Here is a 24,039-nt window from a genome sequence, read left to right as displayed (position 1 = left end):
GGCGGGGCGCGTCTGCGCCCGCCCCGCCGGGGCGCGGCGCACAGTGGCCCCGGGAGCGGTCCGGCGCGGGCCGCTCCCGCCGCACCGGGCCCCAGGGAGACGCCATGAGCGAGGCCGTGTCCAGACGTTCGGCGCTGCGCCTCGCCGTGGCGGCGGGCGTGGCCCTCGGGGCGGCCGCCTGCGCCCCCGCCGTGCCGCCCGGCGCCGCCACCGGCCCCGGCGCGCGGCCGCACGCGGCACCGCCCGCGCCCGCCGCCGCCGAACCGGGCAGCGCCGCCCGGATCGAGACCCTGGTGCAGCGGCTCACCCTGGACGAGAAGACGGCCCTGCTGCACGGCGCCGCCGACCCCGCGCCCCTCGGCCAGGCCGGATACGTGCCCGGCGTACGGCGCCTGGGCATCCCCCCGCTGCGCCTCGCCGACGGGCCCGCCGGGGTCCGCGTCGCGCGGCGGGCCACCGCACTGCCCGCGCCCGTGATGCTGGCCTCCGCCTTCGATCCCGCGCTGGCCCGCGCGTACGGGCGGCTCCTCGGCCGGGAGGGCCGGGCGCTCGGCCAGGACGTTCTCCTCGCCCCGATGGTCAACCTGATCCGCACCCCGTACGCCGGCCGGAACTTCGAGACCTTCTCCGAGGACCCGCGGCTGACCGCCGACCTCGCGGGCGAGACGGTGCGCGGGATCCAGGACGAAGGGCTCATCGCCGCCGTCAAGCACTTCGCCCTCCACCACCAGGAGCAGGGCCGCGACACCGTCGACGCGATCGTCTCCGAACAGACCCTGTACGAGACCGAGCTACGGGGCTTCGAGGCCGCCGTGGCCGCCGGCGCGGGCGCCGTCGCCGCCGCCTCCCACAAGGTCAACGGGGTGCACGCCGGGGAGAGCCGCCCGCTGCTGGAGGAACTGCTGCGGGGCCGCTGGGGATTCGACGGCTGGGTGCTCTCCGGCCCCGGAGCCGTCCACGGCACCGTCGCCGCCGTCCGCGCCGGCCTCGACATGGAGATGCCCGGCGGCACCCACTTCGGCGCGCCGCTGCGCCAGGCCGTGCACGGCGGCGCCGTACAGGAGGAGGCCCTGGACCTGGCCGTCCACCGCATCCTCACCACCATGGACCGCTTCGGCCTGCTCACGGCCCGCCCCCCGGCCCGGCCCCCGCGCGACGCCCGTGCCGGGGCCCGCCTCGCCCGTACGGTGGCCACCGCCGGGGCGGTGCTGCTGCGCAACGAGCACGGCACGCTGCCGCTGGCCGGGGCCGCGGCCCGCTCCCTCGCGGTGATCGGGCCCACCGGCCAGGTGCCGTTCGTGGGCGGCGGCGGCAGCGCGCACGTGGTCCCCGACGGTGCGGAGGCCCCGCTCACCGCGATCCGGCGGCGGGCCGGGAAGGGCGCGACCGTGCGCCACGCCCTCGGCGAGGACCTGTACGGCAGACCGCTGCCCGCGGGACTGCTGACCCCGGACACCGGACTCGACGGGCGCGGCGTCGGCGCCGGGCAGGTGTGGCGCCACGAGGCCGCCTTCCGGCTCGCGGCGGCCGACGAGTGGACCCTGCTCGTCCACTACACCGGCAAGCGGCCCGTGGTCCGCCTCGACGGGCAGGACCTCTTCCCCGTCCGGCCCGGCGCCGCCGAGCACCAGGAGGGCGGACTGCTCGGCTCCGCCCCCGACGGCATGGCCGTCCGCCGCCGCACCCTCGCCCTCACCGCGGGCGTCCACCGGCTCTCGGTGACCGCCGAGGGAGGGGACCGGGGCCAGCGCTTCCGGCTGCGGCACATCACCGGGGCGACCCGGGCTGCGGACCTCGCGGAGGCGGTGAGGACGGCCCAGGCGGCCCGCAGCGTGGTCCTGTTCGCCTACGCGGACTCCACCGAGGGCAGGGACCGTACCTCCCTCGCCCTCCCCGGCGGCCAGGAGAAGCTGATCGAAGCGGTGGCCGCGGCCAACCCCCGTACCACCGTGGTGCTCAACACCCCGTCCGCGACGACCATGCCATGGCTCTCCCGTACCGGCGCGGTCCTCCAGATGTACTACCCGGGGCAGGAGGGCGCGGCGGCCACCGCCGACCTCCTCTTCGGGGACGTGGACCCGGGCGGCCGCCTCACGCAGACCTTCCCGGCCGACGAGCGCCGGACACCGACCGGCGAGGACCCGCTGCGCTACCCGGGCGTGGGCGGCCGGCAGGAGTACGCCGAGGGGGTCCACACCGGCCACCGCTGGTACGACGCCCGGCACGTGGCCCCGCTGTTCCCCTTCGGGCACGGGCTCTCGTACACGACATGGCAGTACGACAAGCTCACCGTACGGCCGGAACGCGGCGGGCTCCGCGCGGAGTTCACCGTCCGCAACACCGGCCGCCGCAAGGGCACCGAGGTGGCCCAGGTGTACGTGGGGCCGTCCCCCGCCCTGCGCCTGGACCAGCCGGTACGGGCACTGGCCGGCTACCGGCGGCTCACCCTCGCCCCCGGCGAGGCCCGGCGGGTCACCGTGGACATCGACGCGCGGGCCCTGTCCTCCTGGGACGCGGAACAGCACGCCTGGGTCCTCGGCACCGGCCGGCGGGAGGTGTTCGCCGGGCGTTCCTCCGGGGATCTGCCGCTGAGGTCAAAGGTCGTGGTGGGGAGCGGATAGGCTGCCCGTTCGGCGTGTCACAGGGGTCGCGCCGGCGAGGACTCGGGAGGACGCACCGGTGCACATCCAGGAATGGCTGGAGACGATTCCCGCGGTCAGCATCTATCTCCTGGTCGGTCTGGTCATCGGGCTGGAGAGCCTGGGCATCCCCCTGCCGGGGGAGATCATCCTGGTCAGCTCGGCCCTGCTGGCCTCCCAGCACGGCGAGATCGACCCCGTCGTCCTCGGCCTGTGCGCGATCGCCGGCGCCATCGTCGGGGACTCGATCGGCTACGCGATCGGCCGCCGCGGCGGGAAGCCGCTGCTGGAGCGGCTGGGCCGGCGCTTCCCGAAGCACTTCGGGCCGCAGCAGGTGGCGGTCGCGGAGCGGTCCTTCGAGAAGTGGGGCATGTGGGCCGTCTTCTTCGGACGCTTCGTGGCCCTGCTGCGGATCTTCGCCGGGCCGCTGGCGGGCGTCCTGCACATGCCGTACTGGCGCTTCCTCGTCGCCAACGTGCTCGGCGGCATCCTCTGGGCGGGCGGCACCACCGCCGTCATCTACTCGGTCGGCATCGTCGCGGAGCCCTGGCTCAAGCGGTTCTCCTGGCTGGCGCTGGCCCTCGCGGTGGCCTTCGGGCTCGCGGTGACGCTGGTGATGCGCAGCCGCATGAAGAAGGCCGCGGCGGCCGCCGGGGACGCGGAGATCCCGGCCCAGCAGTCGGCCGCGCGCGCCACCGTGGGCGAATGACCGAGCCGCCGCGCGCGGGGTCCGACTGGTCCTCGCGGGGCCGCGCGGGCCGGTACCTCCCGCTGGCGAACGGCCTGGGACGGGCCGCCGAGCGCGGCGACACGGCCCTGGTACGGAGCCTGCTCGCCGGGGGAGCCGAGGCGGACGCCTGGGTTCCCGACGGCCGCAGGGCGCTGGACCTGGCCGTGTGCGCGGGCCACGCGGAGGTGGTCCGGCTGCTCCTCGCGGCGGGCGCCGACCCGCTGCGGGCCGCCGGCCCCTATGACGAGTCGACGCCGCTCGCGCTCGCGGCGATGAACGGGTACGCGGCCGTGGCCCGGGCCCTCCTCGACGCGGGTGCCCCGCCGGGCGGCCCCGCCGGCCGGCTGCGCCAGGTACCGCTGGTGCTGGCGGCCACCTCGGCGGGGGAGGGGTGCCCGGAGCTGGTGGACCTCCTGCTGGACCGGGGCGCCGACGTCGAGGAGCGCAAGCGGGACCGCACCGCGCTCGACTGGGCCGTCCGCCTCGACTTCCCCGCCACGGTGGAGCGGCTGCTCACGCGCGGCGCGGCCGTCACGGAAGCGACCCTGCGGGAGGCGGGCCAGTGGCGGCGGTCCGACGCGGCGACCCCCGGCCACCGGGCCGTCCGGGCGCTGCTGACGGCGGCCGGGCCGCCTACGCCCCGGGGGTGACCGAGGCGCGGTGCTGCCCGGCCAGGTCCACGTACATCGCGGCGTTGACCTTGAGCCCCTCGCGCTCCTCCTCGGTCAGCTCGCGGCGGACCTTGGCGGGCACGCCCGCGACCAGGGAGCCGGGCGGGACCACCATGCCCTGCGGGACCAGCGCCTGCGCGGCGACGAGGGAACCGGCGCCGATCACCGCGCCGTTCAGCACGGTCGCGCCCATGCCGATCAGACAGTCGTCCTCGACCGTGCAGCCGTGCACGACGGCGTTGTGGCCGATGGAGACCCGCTCGCCGATCGAGACCGGGAAGCCCGGGTCCACATGCAGCGTGCAGTTGTCCTGCACGTTGCTGTCGGCGCCCACCGTGATCGGGCCGCAGTCCGCGCGCAGCACCGCCGAGTACCAGACGCTCGCCCCGGCGGCGAGGGTGACCTCGCCGATCACCACCGAGGTGGGCGCCGTGAAGGCCGTCGGGTCGATCTCCGGGTGCTTGCCGCCGACACCCGCCACGAGTGCCCGGGCCGCCTGGTGCGTCATCTTGTCGTTCCTCCGTCGTCGCTCGTCCGCTGCCGCGCCAAGAGCACGGTAGGCCACGCGGGCCGCCCTTCCGGCGATGGGGTGAAGATCACAGGACCGCGGTCCCGACGCGCGGCGCGGCGCGCACTACCGTGGCCGGGTGCCGAAGAAAAAGAACACGTTCTCATCCGTGGCGGTGCTGCGCCGTCGGCTGGCGAGCCGCGTGGTCCACAGCGGCTGGCGCTGGATGCAGCAGGCCGGCGCGGTCACCGCGCAGACCCCGGGCCGGCTGCGCTTCGGCGCCATCGGGGACGGCACCCGGCTCGCCTTCCCGCAGGGAACGGTCTTCGGCGAGCGGTGGATCCGCCTCGGCGGCCACTGCATCATCGGCGAGCAGGTCACCCTGACCGCCGGCATGATGCCGGACCTCGACCTCGGTACGGAGCCGATGCTCGTGCTCGGCGACGGGGTGGTCCTCGGCCGCGGCAGCCATGTCATCGCGGACGCCCGCATCACCATCGGCTCGAACACCTTCTGCGGCCCCGGCGTCTACATCACCTCCACCAACCACAGCTACGACGACCCGCACGAGCCCGTCGGCCGGCAGTGGCCGCGCAACGCGCCCGTCGAGATCGGCCCCGGCTGCTGGCTCGGCACCGGCGCGGTGATCCTCCCGGGTGCCCGGCTCGGCCGCAATGTCGTGGTGGCCGCGGGGGCCGTCGTACGGGGCGAGGTACCGGACCACGCCGTGGTCGCCGGGGCCCCGGCCCGGATCGTGCGGCGCTGGCGGCCGGAGACGGGCTGGCAGCCGCCGCTGCGCACACCCGCCCCGGTGCCGATCCCGGACGGGACCACCCCGGAGCAGCTGCGCGGGCTGGCCGAGCTGACGGAGGCGGAACTCGCCGCGCTGGAACGCGCGGCGGCGGAACCGGCCCCCGCCGAGTCGGCCTAGCCCCTGGCCCCTGGCCCCCAGGCCGGGAGGCTCCCCGTCACAGCGCCGGGATCTCTATGGCCGGGCAGCGGTTCATGACCATGTCCAGGCCGGCCGTGCGGGCGCGCTCGTAGGCGGCCTCGTCGACCACACCCAGCTGGAACCAGACGGCCTCGGCCCCGATCGCCGCCGCCTCGTCGGCCACCGGCCCGGCCAGCGCGCTGTTCACGAAGACGTCCACCACGTCCACCTTGAAGGGGATGTCCCGCAGCGAGGCGTAGCCCGGCTCGCCGTGCACCGTCTCCGCCTTGGGGTGTACGGGGACCACCCGCTTGCCGAACCGCTGGAGCACGCGGGCCACCCCGTAGGCCGCCCGGTCCTGGTTGTTCGAGAGGCCCACCACGGCCCAGGTGTCACCGCGCTCGGTGAGGATCCTGCGAATGGTCTCCGGGTCGCCGTACACGTCTGCCGCCTCCTGCTGTCCGCTGCCGTCCACTGCCACGTAACACTGCCAGGTCACTGCCCCATCCCTGCCCTCAACCGAAGGGACACATGTCCGATTCCCCGTAGGGTGGAGCGGTGAAGGCAGACCAGTACGTGACCGTGGCCCGCGAGGGCGTGCACGAGGCGGAGATCAACCGCTCGCGCTTCCTGTGCTCGCTCGCCCCCGCCGCGACCGAGCGGGAGGCCCAGGACTTCGTCGCGCGCGTCCGCAAGGAGCACCCCACCGCCACCCACAACTGCTTCGCCTACGTCGTCGGCGCCGACGCCTCCGTCCAGAAGGCCAGCGACGACGGCGAGCCCGGCGGCACCGCCGGGGTCCCCATGCTCCAGATGCTCATGCGCCGCGACGTCCGCTACGCCGTCGCCGTCGTCACCCGCTACTACGGCGGCGTGAAGCTCGGCGCCGGCGGGCTCATCCGGGCCTACGGAGGGGTCGTCGGCGAAGCCCTCGACGCGCTCGGCACCGTCACCCGGCGCCGCTACCGGCTCGCCACCGTCACCGTCGACCACCAGCGGGCCGGAAAGACCCAGAACGACCTGCGCTCCACCGGCCGGACCGTGGTCGACCTCCGCTACGGGGCCGCCGTCGAGATCGAGGTGGCCCTGCCCGAGGCCGACCTGCCCGCCTTCGAGGCATGGCTCGCGGACACCACCGCCGGTACGGCCGCCCTCACCCTCGGCGGGGAGACGTACGCGCCCTGAGCGCCCCCGGGGACGGGTTAGCGTAGAGGGGACCGGTGAGCGGGACACGACCAGGGGAGACGGCATGCGCGGCGGGGCCGGCGAGTGAAGTTCCTGCACACCTCCGACTGGCACCTCGGCCGGGCCTTCCACCGCGTGAACCTGCTCGGCGCCCAGGCCGTCTTCATCGACCACCTCGTCGAGACCGTCCGCGAGCACGAGGTGGACGCCGTCCTCGTCGCCGGTGACGTCTACGACCGGGCCGTGCCCCCGCTGCCGGCTGTCGAGCTGTACGACCGGGCCCTGCACCGGCTCGCGGAGCTCGGCGTGCCCACCGTCATGATCTCCGGCAACCACGACTCCGCCCGGCGGCTCGGCGTCGGCGCCGGGCTCATCGGCCGCGCCGGGATCCACCTGCGCACCGACCCGGCGGGCTGCGCCGAGCCCGTCGTCCTCGGCGACGCGCACGGCGACGTGGCCCTCTATGGGCTGCCCTACCTGGAGCCCGCCCTGGTCAAGGACCAGCTCGGCGCCCGGCAGGTCAGCCACGAGGCGGTCCTGGGCGCGGCCATGGACCGGATCCGGGCCGACCTGGCCGCCCGCCCGCCCGGCACCCGCTCCGTGGTCCTGGCACACGCCTTCGTCACCGGCGGGCAGGCCAGCGACAGCGAGCGCGACATCACCGTCGGCGGGGTCGAGGCCGTGCCCGCCTCCGTCTTCGACGGGGTGGACTACGCCGCCCTCGGCCACCTCCACGGCTGCCAGTCCGTCAACGAACGGGTCCGCTACTCCGGTTCCCCGCTCGCCTACTCCTTCTCCGAGGCCGACCACCGCAAGACCATGTGGCTGGTCGAACTCGGCGCGCGGGGCGAGATCGCCCGCGCCGAGCGGGTGGCGACGCCCGTCCCGCGCGCCCTCGCCCGGCTGCGCGGCACCCTCGACGACCTGCTGGCGGACCCGGCCCACACCCGCCACGAGGACGCCTGGATCGAGGCCACCCTCACCGACCCGGTCCGCCCCGACGACCCCATGGCCCGCCTCACCGCCCGCTTCCCGCACACCCTCGCCCTCGCCTTCGACCCGCAGGGCCGCGAGGAGGACACCGGGGCCTCCTACGCCCAGCGGCTGCGCGGCCGCACCGACCAGGAGATCGCCGAGGACTTCGTCGCCCACGTGCGCGGCGGCGGACAGCCCGACGAGGCCGAACGGGCCGTGCTCCGGGGCGCCTTCGACGACGTACGCACCGACGACAGCCGCCGGGAGGTCCACCGATGAGGCTGCACCGGCTCGCCGTCACCGCCTTCGGACCCTTCGCCGGGTCCCAGGAGATCGACTTCGACGCCCTCGCGGCCGCCGGGATCTTCCTGCTCCACGGACCCACCGGAGCGGGCAAGACCTCCGTGCTCGACGCCGTCTGCTACGCCCTCTACGGCTCCGTCCCCGGCCCCCGCCAGGCTCCTGGCACCAGCCTGCGCAGCGACCACGCCGCCCCCGGCACCGCCACCGAGGTGACCCTCGAACTCACCGCGGGCGGCCGCCGCCTGGAGATCGCCCGCCGCCCGGAGCAGGAGCGGCCCAAGAAGCGCGGCACGGGCACGACCAAGGACAAGGCCCAGAGCCGGCTGCGCGAGCACACCGCCGAGGGCTGGACGCCGCTCAGCAAGTCCCACCAGGAGATCGGCGAGGAGATCGAGCAGCTGCTCGGCATGAGCCGTGAGCAGTTCTGCCAGGTCGTCCTGCTGCCCCAGGGCGAGTTCGCGCGCTTCCTGCGGGCCGACGAGGCCGCCCGCGGCCGGCTGCTCGGCCGGCTCTTCGACACCCGGCGCTTCGCCGCCGTCGAGACCCTGCTCGCGGAGCGCCGCCGCGCCGCCGAGGCCGAGGTCCGCGCCGGGGACGAGAAGGTGCTGCACACCGCCCAGCGGCTCGCCCAGGCCGCCGGGGACAGCGCCGACCTGCGCGCCTGGCCGCTGCCCGCCCACCAGCCCGGCGATCCCGGGCTCGCCCCGGCCGTCCGCGCCTGGGCCGCCGTCGCCCGCTGCTCGGCCCGCGAACGCCTCGACGTCGCCGCGTACGCCCTCGCCGCCGTCGAGAGCCGGCACGCCGCCGCCCGCCGGGCCGCCGAGGACGCCCGCGAACTCGACCGGCTCCAGCGTCGCCACGCCGAGACCCTGCGCCGCTCCGCCCTGCTCACGGAGGCCGGACCCGAACGGGAACGCGTCCGCGCCCTGCTGGACCGCGCCCGGCGCGGCGCCCTGGTGGCCCCCGCCCTGGAGCTGCGCGGAGCCGCCTGCGCCGCACACCTGACCGCCGCGCACGCCGAGGCGGCCGCCCGGGCTGAACTCCCGCCCACGCTGCGCGAGGCCGGCGCCGAACAGCTCGCCGCCGTCGAACAGCGGCTGCGCGAGGAACTGGGCGCCCTCGGGGCCGCCCACCGCGCCGAGCAGCGCAGCGCCGGGATCGGCCGCGAACGGGCCGACCTGGAACGGGAGTCCCGCGCCGCCGAGGAGCAGCACCAGGAATCCGCCGACTGGCTGGCCCGCTGGGACGAGACCCGGGCCGCCCTCCAGGAGCGCGTGGACACCGCCCAGCAGGCCGCGACTCTCGCCGAGCAGCTGGCGGGCCGCCTGGAACCCGCCCGCATCCACCTGGGCGCCGCCCGCCGCCGGGACGCCTTCGCCGCCGACGCCGAGCACGCCGAGGGCGAACTGCGCACCCTGCGCGAGGAGTCGGCCGCCGCCCGGGAGCGCTGGCTGGACCTCAAGGAGGCCCGGCTGCGCGGTATCGCCGCCGAGCTGGCCGAGGCCCTGGTGGCGGGGGAGGCGTGTACGGTGTGCGGGTCCGCGGAGCACCCCGCTCCGGCCCGCCCCGCCCCCGGCCATGTGGACCGCGCCGCCGAGGACGCCGCCCACGCCGCCTTCGAGGGGGCCGAGCGGGCCCGTGCCGACGCCGAGCGCCGGCTCGCCGTCGCCCTGGAGGGCCGCACCGAGGCCGCCACCGCCGTCGGGGACTCCACCACCGCCGAACTCCTCGCGCTGACCTCGGACCTGACGGCCCGGCACGCCGCCGCCCACGCCGCCGCCGCGGGGCTGCATACCGCCCGCGAGCGGCTGGCCCGCGCCGAGCGGGAGCACGCCACGCGCAGCGCGGACCGGCTCGACGCCGAGACCCGCGCCGCCGCCCGCGCCTCCCGCCGCGAGGCCCTGGACCGCGAACAGGCCGCGCTGGAGGCGGAACTCACCCTCGTACGGGGCGACGCGCCCACCGTGGCGGCCCGCGCCCGCACCCTGGAGGACCGGGTCCGGATGGTGTCCGGCGCGGCCGGCTGCCTGCGCCGCGCCGAGACCGCCACCGCCCGGCTCAAGGAGGCCGACGACCAGCTGGCCGACGCCGCCTTCAAGGCCGGGTTCGACACCGTCGAGGCCGCCGCCGACGCGGTGCTCCCGGACTACGAGCGCACCGCCCTCCAGCACCGGCTGGACGCCTGGCAGACGGAGGAGGCCCTGCTCGCGGACCGCCTCGCCGAGACCGGCACCGCCGAGGCGGCAGCCCTGCCCCCGGCCGAGCCGGAGACGGCCGAGGAGCACGCCGTCCGGGCCGCGGCGAAGCTTCGTACGGCAGGCTCCGCCTGTGACGCCGCCCGGGTCCGCTGCGAGGAGCTGGACCGGCTCTCCCGGCAGGCCGAACGGGAACTGCGCGCGCTCGGCCCGCTGCGCGAGGCGTACGACCGGGTGGCGCGGCTGGCCGGGCTCACCGCGGGCACCTCCGCCGACAACGGGCGCAAGATGCGGCTGGAGGCGTACGTCCTGGCCGCGCGCCTGGAGCAGGTGGCCGCCGCCGCGACCGTACGGCTGCTGCGCATGTCCGGCGGCCGGTACACCCTGGTCCACTCCGACGCCCGCGCGGGCGGCCGGGGGCGCTCCGGGCTCGGGCTGCACGTGGTCGACGCCTGGACCGGCAGCGAGCGGGACACCGCCACCCTGTCGGGCGGCGAGACCTTCTTCGCCTCGCTCGCGCTCGCGCTGGGCCTCGCGGACGTGGTCACCGACGAGGCGGGCGGCACCCGCCTGGACACCCTCTTCATCGACGAGGGTTTCGGCAGCCTGGACGACCAGGCGCTGGACGAGGTGCTGGACGTCCTGGACTCGCTGCGCGAACGGGACCGCAGCGTCGGCATCGTCAGCCATGTCGCGGACCTGCGGACCCGGGTCCAGGCCCAGCTGGAGATCGTCAAGCAGCGCGGCGGCTCGGTTGTCCGCCACCGCACGGCGGCGCTCACGGACTGAGCGCCCGGCGGGGCAGCGGCGAGGAGTAGACGACGCTCGTCGTCACCGAGCCGAGCCCGGCGATCCGGCCCGTGACCTCCTCCAGATGCCGCATCGAGCGGGCGGCCACCTTGAGGACGAAGCAGTCGTCGCCGGTCACGTGGTGGGCCTCCAGGATCTCCGGGGTGGCCTCCAGGAAGTCGTGGAAGGGCTTGTAGTTGCCGTGCGGATAGCGCAGCCGCACCAGCGCGAGGATCGACTTGCCCAGCTTCTCCGGATCCACCACCGCCGTGTAGCCGGTGATGATCCCGGCCTCCTCCAGCCGCCGCACGCGCTCGGTGACGGCGCTCGCGGACATGGAGACGGTGCGCGCCAGCTCCGTGAAGCTGGCCCGGCCGTCCTGCTGGAGGGCGGCCAGGATGCGCCAGTCGGTGGCATCAGGGGAATAGTCGGTCATACGGCAGGTCTAGCAGGGGATTCCCCGGCAGTTCAAGGAAAGGGCCGGGGAAACTCACTTCTGCACATGATCCGCCGCTCATAGGTTTCTGGGCATGACGAACACGACGACCCAGACGAACACGACGACCCAGACGAACACGACGACACCGGACGCCATCGCCGCTCCCGCCGCTCCCGTCGCCCACCCCGTGCTCCGCGTGCCCCCGGCCTCCCCGGCCGCGGCCGCCGCCTACTTCGCCGCGAGCCTGGCCTTCCACGCGGACGTCTCCGACGTCGCGAGCGCCTTCCGGGCCCACCGCGAGCAGGGCGCCGAGCTCGGCTTCCAGCTCGTCGACTCCCGCTCCACGCCGTCCTGGGACCAGGCCCACGTACCGGGCGCCGTCCACCTGCCCACCGCCCTCATCCCCGAGCAGGCCGAGAGGCTGCTGGACAAGGACCTGCCCGTGGTCACCTACTGCTGGGGCCCCGGCTGCAACGGAGGCGCCCGCTCCGCGCTCGCCCTCGCCGAACTGGGCTTCCGCGTCAAGGAGATGCTCGGCGGCATCGAGTACTGGATCCGCGAGGGCTTCGAGGTCGAGACCCGGCAGGGCGGCCGGCGGCGCGCCGGGGCCGACCCGCTGACCGCCCCGACGGACGCGGCCGACTGCGGCTGCTGAGGGCCGCCGCCCGCGGGGGTACGGGCCGCTCGGCACCCGGTGGGGGCGAGCGGGCCCGTACCGCCCGCATCAGAGCTTCGACAGCTCGTCCACCAGGTCGTCCAGCCCCAGCGAGCCCTGCGACAGCGCCGCCATGTGCCACGCCTTGAGGTCGAAGGACTCGCCGCGCGCGGCCCGCGCGTTGTCCCGGCCCAGCAGCCACGCCCGCTCGCCCAGCTTGTAGCCGATGGCCTGGCCGGGCATCGACAGGTAGCGGGTCAGCTCGCTCTCCACGAAGTCCGCCGGGCGGCCGCTGTGCAGGCCGAAGAACTCCTGCGCCAGGTCCACCGTCCAGGTCTCGCCCGGGTGGAAGGGGGAGTCCGCCGGGATCTCCAGGCCCAGGTGCATGCCGATGTCCACGATGACCCGCGCCGCGCGCATCATCTGGCAGTCCAGGTAGCCCAGGCGCTGTTCGGCGTCCTTGAGGTAGCCCAGCTCGTCCATGAGCCGTTCCGCGTACAGCGCCCAGCCCTCGGCGTTCGCGCTGACCATGCCGACCGTGGCCTGGTAGCGGGAGAGCCGGTCCGCCACATGTGTCCACTGCGCGAGCTGGAGGTGGTGGCCCGGTACGCCCTCGTGGTACCAGGTGGACACCAGGTCGTACACGGGGAAGCGGGTCTGGCCCATGGTGGGCAGCCAGGTGCGGCCCGGACGGGAGAAGTCCTCCGAGGGCGAGGTGTAGTACGGCGCGGCGGGGCCGCCGGGCGGGGCGATCCGGGACTCCACCTTGCGGACCCGGTCGGCCAGCTCGAAGTGGGTGCCGTCGAGGTTGTCCATGGCCTCGTCCATCAGGCCCTGGAGCCAGGCGCGGACCTCGTCCACGCCCTCGATGTGCGTGCCGTGCTCGTCCAGGTGCTTGAGCGCCTCCCAGGGGCCCGCGCCCGGGAGGATCTTGGCCGCCTCGGTCTTCATCTCGGCGAGCAGCCGGTGGTATTCGGACCAGCCGTACGCGTAAGCCTCGTCCAGGTCCAGGTCCGTGCCGTTGAAGAAGCGGGACCAGCGGGCGTACCGCTCGCGGCCCACGGTGTCCGGGCGGCCCGCGACGGCCGGGGCGTACACCGAGGTCATCCAGTCGCGCAGCTCCACGACGGAGGCGGTCGCGGCGGCGGCCGCCTCGTCCAGGCCGGTGCGCAGGGCCTCTGGGCCTCCGGCCACGAACTCCTCGAAGAAGGCGGGCGCGGAGCCGTCCTGGCCGGCCCAGGTGGTCAGCTGGCCGATCATGGTGGTGGTCGCGCGCGGGCTCCCGTACAGACCGCGGTCCAGGCCGAGCCGCAGGCTCTCCCGGTAGCCGGTGAGGGCGGTCGGGACGGCGCGGAGGCGTTCGGTGATCGCCGCCCAGTCGGCCTCGGTCTCGGAGGGCGTCAGGGAGAAGACCTCGCGGACGGAGTGCGCGGGGCTGTGGATGTTGCTGACCGCGCGCAGGTGCTCGTCGGCCTCGTGGACCGCCAGCTCGGCGGTCAGCCGCTCGCGCAGCAGCCGGCCGCAGCGGCGCTCGGCGTCGCTGTCGGCGCCGGGCAGGGCCTCGGCGGCGTCGAGGCGCGCCAGGGTCTCGCGGGCGAGGGCGGCGAGGGCGTCGGAGCCGGCCGGGGAGAAGTCCGGGAGCCTGGCGGAGCTCTCGGCGACACCCAGGTAGGTGCCCGTGATGGGGTCGAGGGCGATGAGGTCGTCGACGTAGGCGTCGGCCACCTGGCGGGGCAGCCGGGGTGCACTGCCGGTGTGGAGGGTCTCTGACATGCGGCCATCTTCGTACGGGAGGTGGACTCCCGTCATCACCGCTCGTCCCGGGCCCGCCCGCGCGGGGCGCGGAGACGGCGCTGGAAGGCGGTGCGGATGATCAACTTCCGCTGTCCTGGGGCCATTTCACGGTGCCGGGGTGCTACGGGCCGGTAGGGGCGGCTCCGGACTTTGGCCGGATCCGGTCGGGGCCGGGGCCCGGGGCAGTGCCCGCGGGCCCCGGCCGTCCGCTCAGCGGGACGGGCGGGGGGTGGCGGCCCGCTGCTCGTGCGCGACCTCGTGCGAGAGCTCGTACGGGGCCTCGTACGGGGCCTCGTACGGGACACGCGCGGCGGCCGGGGCGGCGGCCAGCCGGGCCGTGATCACCAGGGTGCCCTCCTCGATCTGGTAGTCGAGCGGGAGGCCGAGGCCGCGCATGGCGGCGACCATGCCGGTGTTGGCGGCCTGGGTGACGGCGTACACGCTGTCGCAGCCCGCCTCGGAGGCCATCGCGATGAGCCGGCGCAGCAGCTCGGAGCCGATGCCGCGGCGCTGCCACTCGTCCTCGATGAGCAGGGCCACCTCGGTCTCGTCCCCGTCCCACAGCAGGTGCCCGAGGGCGACGAGCTTGCCGGAGGCGGTGGTGGCGGCGAGGGTGCGGCCGAAGCGGGGGCTCAGCAGGTGCCCGAGGTAGCGGTCGGCGTCGGAGACGGGGCCGTGGTAGCGCAGGCCGAGGGTGCGCTCGGAGCAGCGGTCGTGCATGGCGCGGGCGGCGACCTGGTCGGAGCCGTCGGCCCGGCGCACGGTGATCTCGTTGCCCTCGGGCAGGGTCAGCACGTCCTGGCTGCGCGGGACGCGCGGGCCGAGCCGGGCGTCGAGCTCGACCAGGGCGCGGGCCCGCGCGAACTCGGTCGGGGTGAACGGCAGATAGGGGCGCTCCACGGTGATGGCCCCGCCGGAGGGGTCGCGCAGCCGCATGACCGTGGACTCCAGGACCCCTTCGACGGGGGCGTCCGCACCGGCGTGGGGGCGGCCGGAGAGGGTGGTCGCGGGGATCGAGTGGATCGTGCAGCGGCCGAGCAGCTGGCGCAGGGCGAGCGGCAGCTCGGCGGCGTCCAGGGCGGTGCGGGTGGCCAGGCCCAGCATGCGGGTCGGGGTGTCGACGAGGTCGTGGGCGTCGGCGCGCTCGATCCAGGTGCTGTGGCCGCCGGCGCGGGAGACGGCGCGGGTGAGGTCGGCGGAGGGCAGCCGCTGGGGGGCGCGCAGCAGGAACTCGTCCACGGTGCCGCCGTCGGGCAGGGGGTGCGTCTGGAGGGTGAGGATGTCGACCTCGTTGCGGGCCAGGGCGGTGCAGAGGGCGGCGAGGGCGCCGGGCTGGTCACGTACGGTCGTGCGCATCCGCCAGAGGGCGGTGGCGGTGCCCGCGGTGGCGGCGGGCGCGGGGGCCGGGTCCTGGGCGCCGGGAGGGGCCGACGGATCGCCGGGCGGTGCGCTGTGCGGGGGCGCATGGCTGTGCCTGCGCGCCCACCAGGTGTGGAACGCGGCCGTCACGAGCAGGGCGATGGCCGAGGCCACCAGCAGGACGGGGCCCCTGGGGCCGTGTACGACAAGATTCGCGATGCCGTCGGCGACCGCGACGGCGCAGAACAGCGCGGCCAGTTCGACGACGTCGCGGCGCCAGTGGTGGCGGTGGGGACGGTGGGCGGAGGCGGGGTTACGGTCAGTCATGCACACCACTGTGGCCCAGGGGTGTTGCGTGATCACGAACGATCTGTGACCGACTGGTTAAGTGTCCGCTTGGTCGATTTCCTCCAGTTTTCCGGGACCGGCGCGGCTGCCCGCCCTTTCCTACTGGCCCACGCGCCCCGGCTGGAGGGTCCGGGTGAACAGCACGCCGCCGCCCTGGCGCCGCAGCCGGACGGTGAGTTCACCGCTCCCGCCGTCGATGTCGACCTCCCCGTAGTACGGGGGGTTCTCCGACGGGGACATATTGGCGAAGGGCGCCGACTGCACGAAGGCCGTCCGCGGCCCGAAGGTGGCGTCGAGCCGCCCGGCCGGGAAGCCGCCCGCGCCGATGGGCCCGGACACGAACTCCCAGAACGGCGCGAAGTCCGTGAAGGCGGCCCGCTCGGGCGCGTAGTGGTTCGCGGCGGTGTAGTGCACGTCGGCGGTGAGCCAGAGGGTGCCGGTGATGCGCCGGTGCTTGATGTGGCGCAGCAGCTCCGCGATCTGGAGCTCGCGGCCCAGCGGGGCGCCCGGATCGCCCTGGGCGACGGCCTCGAAGTCCGTGGCCCCGTCGGGGACGACGATGCCCAGCGGCATATCGGCGGCGATGACCTTCCAGGTGGCCCGGGAGCGGGACAGCTCGCGCTTGATCCAGGCCAGCTGCTCGGGGCCGAGGATGCCCACGGGGTCCTGGGCCTGTGTGTTCGGGGAGTTGGGGTCGCGGTAGGTCCGCATGTCGAGCACGAACACGTCGAGCAGCGGCCCGTAGCGCATCACCCGGTACATCCGCCCCTCGGCGCGGCCGCCGCGCAGGTCGGTGACCGGGAAGTACTCCCCGAAGGCGCGGCGGGCGCGGGCCGCGAGGACGTCGGCCTCCTTGACGGTGTAGCGGGGGTCGTCGATCAGCTGGCCCGGGTACCAGTTGTTGCGCACCTCGTGGTCGTCCCACTGGGCGAGGACGGGGACCTGGGCGTTGAAGGCGCGGAGGTTGCCGTCGAGGAGGTTGTAGCGGAAGTTGCCGCGGAACTCGGCCAGGGTCTCCGCGACCTTGGACTTCTCCTCGGTGGTCACATTGAGCCAGACCCCGCCGTCGCGCAGCGGCACCGAGGGCCTGATCGGCCCGTCGGCGTAGATCGTGTCCCCGCTGAACAGGAAGAAGTCGGGATCGCGCAGCCGCATCTCCTCGAAGACCCGGTAGCCCCCGAGATCGGGGTTGATGCCCCAGCCCTGGCCCGCGAGGTCCCCGGACCAGAGGAAGCGCACGTCGCGGCGGCGGGAGACGGGCGTGGTCCGGAAGCTGCCGCGGACGGGCTCGGAGGCGCGGCGGGGGTCGTCGGGGTCGGTGAGGACGACCCGGTAGTGGATCTGCTGGCCGGGAGGCAGGTCGCGCAGGACGGTGGTCCCCGTGTAGTCGCCCGAGGGGCCGAGCAGCGGGCCGCGGTGGCGGCGTACGGCGTAGCGGAACGCCTCGCTCGGGGAGGTCTCCACGTACATCCGCGCCACCCGGTCCGCGCGCGTCCAGACTGTGGCCGAGTGCGCGGTGATCTCGCCGGACTGGACGCCCCAGAGCGCGGCCGGCCGCCCGGAGCGGGCGAAGGCGGGGGCGGCGAACGCCGGAGCGGCGAACAGCGCCGAGGACAGGGCGAGGGAACCGCCGATGAGGGACCGTCGGGTGTGCGGGGTCGAAGCCATCGGTGCTACTCCAGGGGGCGGCGAGGACGGGTCGGACCAGAGTGCCGTCGCACCCCGGCCCGGCCGCGTCCCCCACGCGAACCCCGGATGAACAGCCGCCTGCCGCTCATCCGCGCGGGATCGGGCCCCCGCTCGCGCCGCGCGCGGTGTCGAGCACGACCCGGGCGACCAGCGCCGGATCGTCGTGCATCGGGACATGGCCGCAGCCCGGGAGCCGGACCAGCCGGGCGCCGGGGATGGTCTGCTTGGCGCGCACGCCCTGCCGGCGCAGCAGCAGCCGGTCCCGCGTGCCCCAGGCGACGGTGACGGGCACGTCCGGAACGTCGTGGGTGAACCGTACGGATCCCCCCGCGGCCAAGGTGGCCTCGAAGCCCGTGGCATGGCGCAGGGCCAGGGTCTCGGCGACCACGTCCTCCGGCGAACGCCGGGACGGGCGGGCGTAGATGCTGCCGGTGAGCGCGGCGCGGCCGGCGGCGCTGCGCGCGAGGCGGCGGACGGCCGGGACGGGCAGCGAGCGGGCGCCGGCGCGCATGGCGAGCAGCGTGCCGAAGGCGTAGCGGCGCTCGGCCTCGGTCCAGAAACCGGCGGGGGAGAGGGCGGTGATCGACCGGACGAGGTTCCTGCGGCCCATCTCCAGGGCGAGGAGACCGCCGAGGGAGTTCCCGGCGACGTGCGGGCGCTCGATGCCGAGGGCGGCGCAGAGGGCGCCGAGCGCCGGTGCGATGGAGTCGAGGGTGTAGGGGACGCCCGGGGGCAGCGGGGCCGAGGCGCCGAAACCGGGCAGGTCGACGGCTATCACGTCATGGTCGGCGGCCAGGATGCCGGTCACCGGGTGCCATGCCTGGAGGTGGTGGCCGATGCCGTGCAGCAGGAGGAGGGGTTCGCCCGCGCCCTTGCGCTCGTAGGCGACGGTGGTGGGGAGGGGGCCGAGCGGCGAGTCGATCGTGAAGGAGACGGTGGCGGTCATGCTGCTCCTCGTCGGTGGCGCGTGCGAGACAGGTTGTCAGTAGTGCCCACCGCCATGATTACCGTCCGGTAGCCCTTGACTACAAGGCTTGCGGTGAAACGAGAACATCCCATGAACGCCTTGCTGCGTATGTCCGATCTGCCCGGACAAGGGATGAGCATTGGTCTTGACCAAGTAGGTGCACCGTCCTATCGTCGCAGGGATAGTGCAGGAACCTTTAATAAACAAAGGCGCGGAACTGCCGCTGGAACACACGGCGAGTGCAGCGACGGCAGGAGGAGTCAGGGTGGGGACCACGCAGCTCGACACGGTGCCGGAACCGAAGTACTGGCACCTCAAGACCGTGCTCAGCGAGGCACTCGACCAGGACTTCGCGGTAGGCGAGGTGCTGCCCAACGAGCGTGAGCTGGCAGCCCGGTTCGGCGTCGCGCGGGCGACGCTGCGTCAGGCGCTGGAGCAGCTGGAGCTCGAAGGACGGCTGCAGCGCCGCCGCGGGGTGGGCACGACGGTCGCCCCGCCGCGCGTCGGTGTGGCCGTGGGCAGCGCGCAGCACAGCTGGCCGGGGGAGGCCGCGGACGGCTGGGAGCCGGTGGACGCGGTGGAGACCCTGCCGACGGCGGCGGTGCTGAGGCTGCTGGGGGCGGGTGCTGCTGGTTCCGCCGGTTCTGCTGGTGCCTCCGGTGCTTCCGGGGTCTTCGCGGAGGACCAGCCCGTGCACACGGTGCGCCGGACCCGCGTCACCAACGGCCAGGCCGTCGCCGCCGAACTGCTCTACGTCCCGGCCGCGTCGGTGCCCGGACTGCCCGCCATCGAGGCCCCGTCCGGGCCGGCCCGCGCCCGCGCCGTGCTGCGCGAGCTGCAGCGGCTGACGCTGGACGGCCAGGACCGCTCGGTGGAGCTGGGCTCCGCGCGCGCCGACGAGGCCAAGGAGCTGGACCGGCTGCCCGGGGCTCCGGTGCTGCTGGTGACCACCCGCTACTTCACCGCCGCGGGCACCGCCGCCGTGTCGGTGGCCACGTACCGCGCGGACACCTGCCGCCTGACCTTCGGGGACTCGGGCGGCGTGGAGATCACCCACGAGCCGCGCGTCGCGTCCTGACCCCTGCTCCGGACTCCGGCTCCTGAGTCCGGCTCCCGAAGCGTTGCCACGGCCCGCCCGCGTCAGCGGCTGCGGGCCGTGACCGTCTTCTCCACGGCGAAGAGCTCTTCCTCCACGTGGTCCAGCGCGAGCCGGAGCGCCCCGGTGGCCACCGCGGCCTCCCCGAGCATCGACAGGGTCACGCGCGGCGGCCGCAGGCAGTAGCGCTCCAGCTCCCGGCGCAGCGGCTCCAGGATCCCGTCCAGCCCGGCCGCCCAGCCGCCGACGACCACCAGCTCCGGGTCCATGGCCAGGACCAGCGCGGCCACGTCGTGCACCAGGCGTTGCAGGAAGCGCTCGACGGCCGCGACCGCCCGCTCGTCCCCCCGCTTGGCCATGGCGAAGACCTCGGCCACGGCCGGCTCGTCCAGCGGGTGCAGCGGCTCACTCGTGGTCGACAGCAGCCGCTCCGGCGTGGCCTCGCGGCCCAGCAGGTGCAGGGCGCCGATCTCGCCGGCGGCCCCGCCGAAGCCCCGGTGCAGCCGCCCGCCGATGAGCGAGCCCGCACCCGGGCTGAGCCCGGCCATCACGAACACCATGTCGCCGGTGTCCCGCGCGGCACCCTTCCAGTGCTCGGCGACCGCCGCCGCGTTGGCGTCGTTCTCCACCTGCACCGGGCAGCGGAAGGACCGCTGGAGCCGTTCCCCGAGCGGCAGCCCGGTCCAGCCGGGCAGCGCCGTCCCGAGGCGGACGGTGCCGTCCGCCTCCACGATCCCGGGGCTGCCGACCCCGACCGCGCGCAGCGAGCCCCGGGGTACCCCGGCCCGGCGCAGCAGCTCGGCGACGGCCGCGCGGACCCGCTCCAGCCGCTCGTCCGCGGTGGCCGACTCGGCCACCTCCTTGGTGCCGGCGCCGATGATGCGCCCGTCCAGCCCGGACAGCAGTACCGCCACCCGGTGCGCGCCGATCTCTATGCCGAGCAGATGTCCCGCCTCGGCCCGGAACCGGAACCGCCTCGCCGGGCGTCCTTGCCTGCGTGCCCCCTCCTCGGCCTCGGCCTCGACGACGAGCCCGGTGCCGATCAGGCCCTCCACGACCCCCTCGACGGTCGGCCGGGACAGCCCGGTCAGCCGTGTGAGGTCGGTGAGGGTCGGAGATCCGGCCGTGCGCAGTGCCCGCAGCACCACCGCGGAATTGATCCTCCGGAGCAGAGAGGGATCCCCGCCGGTCAGCTGCCCCAACGTGTGTCCTCCCAGCTAGCGAGCCTTCTCAGCCGGATCGTACTGCGCCGCAGGTCCGGCGGCGAGAACCAGCCCCCCATCGGCCGGGCAGGGCCCGCCCCGCTCCGGCACCGTACGGGCCTGCCGGCCGGTGCGGGGGACGTGTGACGGGGGGCCAGTTGTCAGTGCTGGTCGGGATACTGACGGTATGACCACGGCAGAGCACCTCGACACGATCGACCGGCTCCTGGCGAGGGAGTTCCCGGCGGAGCCGGTCCGGACCGGCGACGGCAGCGGCGGTCCGGGATTCCATCTGGTCCCGCTCTCACGGACCCGGGACTTCTGGGAGGACGACGGTTCGGGGCGGCCGGAGGCGGTCGAGCAGATCAGTGCCGAGTACGGGGCGGTCGTGCAGGCGGTGACCGACCGGTGGGGGGAGCCCCAGGTGTTCGGCCTGGGCACGGTGCTGGAGCGCGCGTTCGAGGGGGAGGGGATAGCGGAGCCGTGGAACGAGCTGTGCGACGGTACCGACCACGTGCACCTGTGGCGGGTGGGGGAGCGGTGGCTCGTGGTGTGTGTGACGCAGTGGCACGGTGAGGGCCCCTACCTGCTGACGGCAGGGGCCACCGTGATCGATCCGCCCTGAGGCCGCCCGGCCTGGGACCCGGGGGGGCGGGGTCTCAGTCCTCCGCGGCCAGGCGGAGGCGGGCGTACTCCTGGGCCATGGTCTCGGCGGTCCAGTGGGCGTTGAGGCCGCTGGGGTTGGGCAGGGCCCAGACGCGGGTGGAGCCGATGGTGCGCTCCTGCGGGCCGATCTTCGCCTTCGGTTCGCCGAAGGCGGTCCGGTACGCCGTCACGCCGACCACGGCCAGCCACTGCGGGCGCAGCGTTTCGACCTTGGCGGTCAGGATGCGGCCGCCCTCGCGGAATTCCTCGGCGCTCAGTTCGTCGGCGCGGGCCGTGGCCCGGGCGACGACGTTGGTGATGCCGAGGCGGTAGGTCAGCAGCTCCTCCTGCTCGGCGGGGGCCAGCCGGCGCGGGGTGAAGCCCGAGAGGTGCAGGACGGGCCAGAAGCGGTTGCCGGGGCGGGCGAAGTGGTGCCCGGTCGCGGCGGAGAGCAGACCGGGGTTGATGCCGCAGAACAGCACCCGCAGACCGCCCGCGACCACGTCGGGGATGACGCGGTCGCGGGCGGCGTTCAGCTCGTCGGGGGTCAGAGGATCGACCCCGGGGTGTAGCCGGCGGCCTCCGGGTGCTGCTTGGCGATGGTCTCGATGCGGGCGAGGACCGCCGAGACCTGGTCGCCCGCGGCGCCGGTGAAGGACAGCTTGTCGGCCATCAGGGCGTCCAGCTCGGCCCGGTCCAGCGGCATCCGCTCGTCGGCGGCGAGCTTGTCCAGCAGCTCGTTGCGCTCGGCACCCTGCTCGCGCATGGCGAGCGCGGAGGCCACCGCGTGCTCCTTGATGACCTCGTGGGCGGACTCGCGGCCCACGCCCGCCCGGACCGCGCCCATCAGGACCTTGGTGGTCGCGAGGAAGGGCAGGTAGCGGTCCAGCTCGCGGGCCACGACCGCCGGGAAGGCGCCGAACTCGTCGAGGACGGTCAGGAAGGTCTCCATCAGGCCGTCGAAGGCGAAGAACGCGTCCGGGAGGGCCACACGGCGGACCACGGAGCAGGAGACGTCGCCCTCGTTCCACTGGTCGCCGGCCAGCTCGCCGGTCATCGAGGCGTAGCCGCGCAGGATGACCATCAGGCCGTTCACGCGCTCGCAGGAGCGGGTGTTCATCTTGTGCGGCATCGCCGAGGAGCCGACCTGGCCGGGCTTGAAGCCCTCGGTGACCAGCTCGTGGCCGGCCATCAGGCGGATCGTCTTGGCGATCGAGGACGGGGCGGCGGCCAGCTGCACCAGCGCGGTCACCACGTCGTAGTCGAGGGAGCGCGGGTAGACCTGGCCCACCGAGGTGAACGCCTGGGCGAAGCCGAGGTGGGTGGCGATGCGCTGCTCCAGGTCGGCCAGCTTGGCGGCGTCCCCGCCGAGCAGGTCGAGCATGTCCTGGGCGGTGCCGACGGGGCCCTTGATGCCGCGCAGCGGGTAGCGGCCGAGCAGGTTCTCCAGGCGGTCGTAGGCCACGAGCAGTTCGTCGGCCGCGGTGGCGAAGCGCTTGCCCAGGGTGGTGGCCTGCGCGGCCACGTTGTGGGAGCGGCCGGCCATGACCAGCTCGGCGTGCTCGCCGGCCAGCTTGCCGAGGCGGGCCAGGACGGCGACCGTGCGGTCGCGGGCCAGCTCCAGCGAGAGCCGGATCTGGAGCTGCTCGACGTTCTCGGTCAGGTCGCGGGAGGTCATGCCCTTGTGGACGTGCTCGTGGCCGGCGAGGGCGTTGAACTCCTCGATGCGGGCCTTCACGTCGTGCCGGGTGACCTTCTCGCGCTCGGAGATGGAGGCGAGGTCGACGGTCTCCAGGACGCGCTCGTAGTCGGCCAGGGCTTCGTCGGGGACCTCGATGCCGAGGTCCTTCTGGGCGCGCAGCACGGCGAGCCACAGCCGCCGCTCCAGCGTCACCTTGTACTCGGGGGACCACAGGACGGCGAGCTCCGCGGAGGCGTAGCGGCCGGCCAGGACATTGGGGATGCGGGGCTTGGCAGTCACGTGGAGGAATTCTACTTGGGCGCGGGCTGTGCGTTTACGCAGGTCGGGCCCCCGCTCCCGATTGTGGGTTGCTACGAGAGGGGGGCGTCCCCGTACGGCGACAGCTCCGGGCGCTTGGCCGGGCGGCCGTCGCCCGAGGAGCGGCCCGTCAGGCGGCGGCCGATCCAGGGCAGCAGGTGCTGCCGGGCGAAGCTCAGGTCCTGGGCCCGGCGGACCGCCCAGCCCGCGGGCGCCGCGTCCGGCAGCGCGGTGCGCCAGTCCTCTTCGGCGGGCAGCCCCAGTGTCTGCCACACCGCCTCCGCCACCCGGCGGTGGCCCTCGGCCGTCAGGTGCAGGCGGTCTACGTCCCACATCCGCGGGTCCGCGAGCGCGGGGGCCCCGTAGAGGTCCACGACCAGGGCGCCGTGCCGGGCGGCGAGCTCGTCGATGGTGGCGAAGAGCTGCTCCATGCGCGGCCGGAAGCGCTCCATCACCGGCCCGTTGCGGCCGGGGGAGCGCATCAGGACGAGCTGCTTGCAGGAGGGTGCCAGGAGCTCCACCGACGACTCCAGGTGCTCGCGCACCCGGCCCATGTCCACCTTGGGGCGCAGGGTGTCGTTCAGGCCGCCCACCAGGGTGACCACGTCCGCGCGCATCGCGGCGGCCACCGGGACCTGCTCCTGGGCGATCTGTGCGATCAGCTTGCCGCGGACGGCGAGGTTCGCGTAGCCGAAGCCGGGCTGCCGGGCCGCGAGGCGGGCGGCCAGCAGGTCCGCCCAGCCCCGGTAGGAGCCGTCGGGCAGCAGGTCGGACATCCCCTCGGTGAAGGAGTCGCCGACCGCGACGAAACTGGTGTAAGACGCATTCATCTCCATGGCGGAGCAAGGTTACCGCGTGGTACGCCCGCCCCGCCCAGCGCCCGCCCAGCGCCCGCCCCGCCCAGCGCCCGCCGTGCCCAG

21 protein-coding genes are annotated in these 24,039 nt (G+C 74.9%); 10 read left to right on the top strand and 11 right to left on the bottom strand.

The features are described from left to right. The first annotated feature begins 104 nt into the window (after nt 1–104). The 3 genes from ABZ873_RS13760 to ABZ873_RS13750 are packed head-to-tail and all read left to right on the top strand — an operon-like array spanning nt 105 to nt 4,019. Complete coding sequence (locus ABZ873_RS13760) at nt 105–2,621, top strand: glycoside hydrolase family 3 C-terminal domain-containing protein (protein ID WP_360870010.1); 2,517 nt, start codon at nt 105–107, stop codon at nt 2,619–2,621. Nucleotides 2,622–2,679: 58 nt separating this feature from the next. Next, nucleotides 2,680–3,348, top strand: a complete 669-nt coding sequence (locus ABZ873_RS13755) for a DedA family protein (RefSeq protein ID WP_360870007.1) — start codon at nt 2,680–2,682, stop codon at nt 3,346–3,348. Further along, on the top strand, nt 3,345–4,019 hold the full coding sequence (locus tag ABZ873_RS13750) for an ankyrin repeat domain-containing protein (protein ID WP_360870004.1): 675 nt from the start codon (nt 3,345–3,347) through the stop codon (nt 4,017–4,019). The genes ABZ873_RS13755 and ABZ873_RS13750 overlap by 4 nt, the downstream gene beginning before the upstream one ends. On the opposite strand, the gene ABZ873_RS13745 is transcribed toward ABZ873_RS13750, so the two are convergent. Beyond that, entirely contained in the window at nt 4,003–4,548 is a 546-nt protein-coding gene (locus ABZ873_RS13745; protein WP_360870002.1) for a gamma carbonic anhydrase family protein, read from the bottom strand. The genes ABZ873_RS13750 and ABZ873_RS13745 overlap by 17 nt on opposite strands. Nucleotides 4,549–4,687: 139 nt before the next feature. Here ABZ873_RS13745 and ABZ873_RS13740 point away from each other — a divergent pair, with 139 nt between their 5' ends. Then, on the top strand, nt 4,688–5,479 hold the full coding sequence (locus ABZ873_RS13740; RefSeq protein WP_360869999.1) for an acyltransferase: 792 nt from the start codon (nt 4,688–4,690) through the stop codon (nt 5,477–5,479). A gap of 37 nt (nt 5,480–5,516) precedes the next feature. Here the strand turns inward: ABZ873_RS13740 and ABZ873_RS13735 are convergent, their stop codons facing one another. Continuing rightward, nucleotides 5,517–5,921 carry a CoA-binding protein gene (locus ABZ873_RS13735; protein ID WP_360870166.1) on the bottom strand — a complete coding sequence of 135 codons (405 nt, stop codon included), beginning with the start codon at nt 5,919–5,921 and terminating at the stop codon, nt 5,517–5,519. Nucleotides 5,922–6,037: 116 nt separating this feature from the next. Between ABZ873_RS13735 and ABZ873_RS13730 the strand changes: the two genes are divergently transcribed. The 3 genes from ABZ873_RS13730 (at nt 6,038) to ABZ873_RS13720 (ending at nt 10,926) form a co-directional block, all read left to right on the top strand. Continuing rightward, nucleotides 6,038–6,664 (top strand): YigZ family protein, encoded by a 627-nt coding sequence (locus tag ABZ873_RS13730; protein WP_360869996.1) that lies wholly within the window; start codon nt 6,038–6,040, stop codon nt 6,662–6,664. Nucleotides 6,665–6,748: 84 nt separating this feature from the next. Further along, entirely contained in the window at nt 6,749–7,918 is a 1,170-nt protein-coding gene (locus ABZ873_RS13725) for an exonuclease SbcCD subunit D (protein ID WP_360869993.1), read from the top strand. Further along, nucleotides 7,915–10,926: an SMC family ATPase gene (locus tag ABZ873_RS13720; RefSeq protein ID WP_360869990.1), complete on the top strand. Its 3,012-nt coding sequence runs from the start codon at nt 7,915–7,917 to the stop codon at nt 10,924–10,926. The genes ABZ873_RS13725 and ABZ873_RS13720 overlap by 4 nt, the downstream gene beginning before the upstream one ends. Here ABZ873_RS13720 and ABZ873_RS13715 read toward each other — a convergent pair. Continuing rightward, nucleotides 10,916–11,362, bottom strand: a complete 447-nt coding sequence (locus ABZ873_RS13715; RefSeq protein ID WP_360869987.1) for an Lrp/AsnC family transcriptional regulator — start codon at nt 11,360–11,362, stop codon at nt 10,916–10,918. The genes ABZ873_RS13720 and ABZ873_RS13715 overlap by 11 nt on opposite strands. A 94-nt stretch (nt 11,363–11,456) precedes the next feature. On the opposite strand from ABZ873_RS13715, the gene ABZ873_RS13710 reads away from it, so the two are divergent. Further along, entirely contained in the window at nt 11,457–12,020 is a 564-nt protein-coding gene (locus ABZ873_RS13710; protein ID WP_360869984.1) for a rhodanese-like domain-containing protein, read from the top strand. Between the two features lie 69 nt (nt 12,021–12,089). Here the strand turns inward: ABZ873_RS13710 and ABZ873_RS13705 are convergent, their stop codons facing one another. The 4 genes from ABZ873_RS13705 to ABZ873_RS13690 form a co-directional block, all read right to left on the bottom strand. Continuing rightward, nucleotides 12,090–13,793: a DUF885 domain-containing protein gene (locus ABZ873_RS13705; protein ID WP_360869981.1), complete on the bottom strand. Its 1,704-nt coding sequence runs from the start codon at nt 13,791–13,793 to the stop codon at nt 12,090–12,092. Nucleotides 13,794–14,024: 231 nt separating this feature from the next. After that, on the bottom strand, nt 14,025–15,500 hold the full coding sequence (locus tag ABZ873_RS13700; protein ID WP_360869978.1) for a GNAT family N-acetyltransferase: 1,476 nt from the start codon (nt 15,498–15,500) through the stop codon (nt 14,025–14,027). A gap of 120 nt (nt 15,501–15,620) precedes the next feature. Beyond that, entirely contained in the window at nt 15,621–17,189 is a 1,569-nt protein-coding gene (locus tag ABZ873_RS13695) for an alkaline phosphatase D family protein (protein WP_360869975.1), read from the bottom strand. Nucleotides 17,190–17,295: 106 nt separating this feature from the next. Then, the gene (locus tag ABZ873_RS13690) at nt 17,296–18,156 is read right to left on the bottom strand and encodes an alpha/beta fold hydrolase (RefSeq protein ID WP_360869972.1); all 861 of its coding nucleotides are present in this window, start codon (nt 18,154–18,156) and stop codon (nt 17,296–17,298) included. A 286-nt stretch (nt 18,157–18,442) separates the two neighbouring features. Here ABZ873_RS13690 and ABZ873_RS13685 point away from each other — a divergent pair, with 286 nt between their 5' ends. After that, a complete protein-coding gene (locus ABZ873_RS13685; protein ID WP_360869969.1) occupies nt 18,443–19,255 on the top strand; it encodes a GntR family transcriptional regulator in 813 nt (270 codons plus the stop codon). A 62-nt stretch (nt 19,256–19,317) separates the two neighbouring features. On the opposite strand, the gene ABZ873_RS13680 is transcribed toward ABZ873_RS13685, so the two are convergent. Then, a complete protein-coding gene (locus ABZ873_RS13680; RefSeq protein ID WP_360869967.1) occupies nt 19,318–20,475 on the bottom strand; it encodes an ROK family transcriptional regulator in 1,158 nt (385 codons plus the stop codon). A 187-nt stretch (nt 20,476–20,662) separates the two neighbouring features. On the opposite strand from ABZ873_RS13680, the gene ABZ873_RS13675 reads away from it, so the two are divergent. Next, nucleotides 20,663–21,100, top strand: a complete 438-nt coding sequence (locus ABZ873_RS13675) for a hypothetical protein (protein ID WP_360869964.1) — start codon at nt 20,663–20,665, stop codon at nt 21,098–21,100. A gap of 34 nt (nt 21,101–21,134) precedes the next feature. On the opposite strand, the gene mug is transcribed toward ABZ873_RS13675, so the two are convergent. The 3 genes from mug to ABZ873_RS13660 form a co-directional block, all read right to left on the bottom strand. Next, nucleotides 21,135–21,671: a G/U mismatch-specific DNA glycosylase gene (mug, locus tag ABZ873_RS13670; protein WP_360870164.1), complete on the bottom strand. Its 537-nt coding sequence runs from the start codon at nt 21,669–21,671 to the stop codon at nt 21,135–21,137. Beyond that, nucleotides 21,668–23,101 carry an adenylosuccinate lyase gene (gene purB / locus ABZ873_RS13665; RefSeq protein WP_360869961.1) on the bottom strand — a complete coding sequence of 478 codons (1,434 nt, stop codon included), beginning with the start codon at nt 23,099–23,101 and terminating at the stop codon, nt 21,668–21,670. Before purB ends, mug begins: the two co-directional genes overlap by 4 nt. Nucleotides 23,102–23,172: 71 nt before the next feature. Continuing rightward, entirely contained in the window at nt 23,173–23,955 is a 783-nt protein-coding gene (locus tag ABZ873_RS13660; protein ID WP_360869959.1) for an SGNH/GDSL hydrolase family protein, read from the bottom strand. Between the last annotated feature and the right edge of the window lie 84 nt (nt 23,956–24,039).

The sequence above is a fragment of the Streptomyces sp. NPDC047014 genome (assembly GCF_040644195.1).
In the GTDB taxonomy this organism is placed as follows: Bacteria; Actinomycetota; Actinomycetes; order Streptomycetales; family Streptomycetaceae; genus Streptomyces.
The sequence above is the reverse complement of the archived record's forward strand: the minus strand, read 5'-3'. Positions and strand labels throughout refer to the sequence as shown.

Coding starts and splice junctions, on each gene's coding strand:
- ABZ873_RS13675 (WP_360869964.1), top strand. CDS start 20,663: ATGACCACGGCAGAGCACCTCGACACGATCGACCGGCTCCTGGCGAGG.
- ABZ873_RS13720 (WP_360869990.1), top strand. CDS start 7,915: ATGAGGCTGCACCGGCTCGCCGTCACCGCCTTCGGACCCTTCGCCGGG.
- ABZ873_RS13660 (WP_360869959.1), bottom strand. CDS start 23,955: ATGGAGATGAATGCGTCTTACACCAGTTTCGTCGCGGTCGGCGACTCC.
- ABZ873_RS13700 (WP_360869978.1), bottom strand. CDS start 15,500: ATGACTGACCGTAACCCCGCCTCCGCCCACCGTCCCCACCGCCACCAC.
- ABZ873_RS13750 (WP_360870004.1), top strand. CDS start 3,345: ATGACCGAGCCGCCGCGCGCGGGGTCCGACTGGTCCTCGCGGGGCCGC.
- ABZ873_RS13690 (WP_360869972.1), bottom strand. CDS start 18,156: ATGACCGCCACCGTCTCCTTCACGATCGACTCGCCGCTCGGCCCCCTC.
- ABZ873_RS13695 (WP_360869975.1), bottom strand. CDS start 17,189: ATGGCTTCGACCCCGCACACCCGACGGTCCCTCATCGGCGGTTCCCTC.
- ABZ873_RS13710 (WP_360869984.1), top strand. CDS start 11,457: ATGACGAACACGACGACCCAGACGAACACGACGACCCAGACGAACACG.
- ABZ873_RS13760 (WP_360870010.1), top strand. CDS start 105: ATGAGCGAGGCCGTGTCCAGACGTTCGGCGCTGCGCCTCGCCGTGGCG.
- ABZ873_RS13705 (WP_360869981.1), bottom strand. CDS start 13,793: ATGTCAGAGACCCTCCACACCGGCAGTGCACCCCGGCTGCCCCGCCAG.
- ABZ873_RS13745 (WP_360870002.1), bottom strand. CDS start 4,548: ATGACGCACCAGGCGGCCCGGGCACTCGTGGCGGGTGTCGGCGGCAAG.
- ABZ873_RS13715 (WP_360869987.1), bottom strand. CDS start 11,362: ATGACCGACTATTCCCCTGATGCCACCGACTGGCGCATCCTGGCCGCC.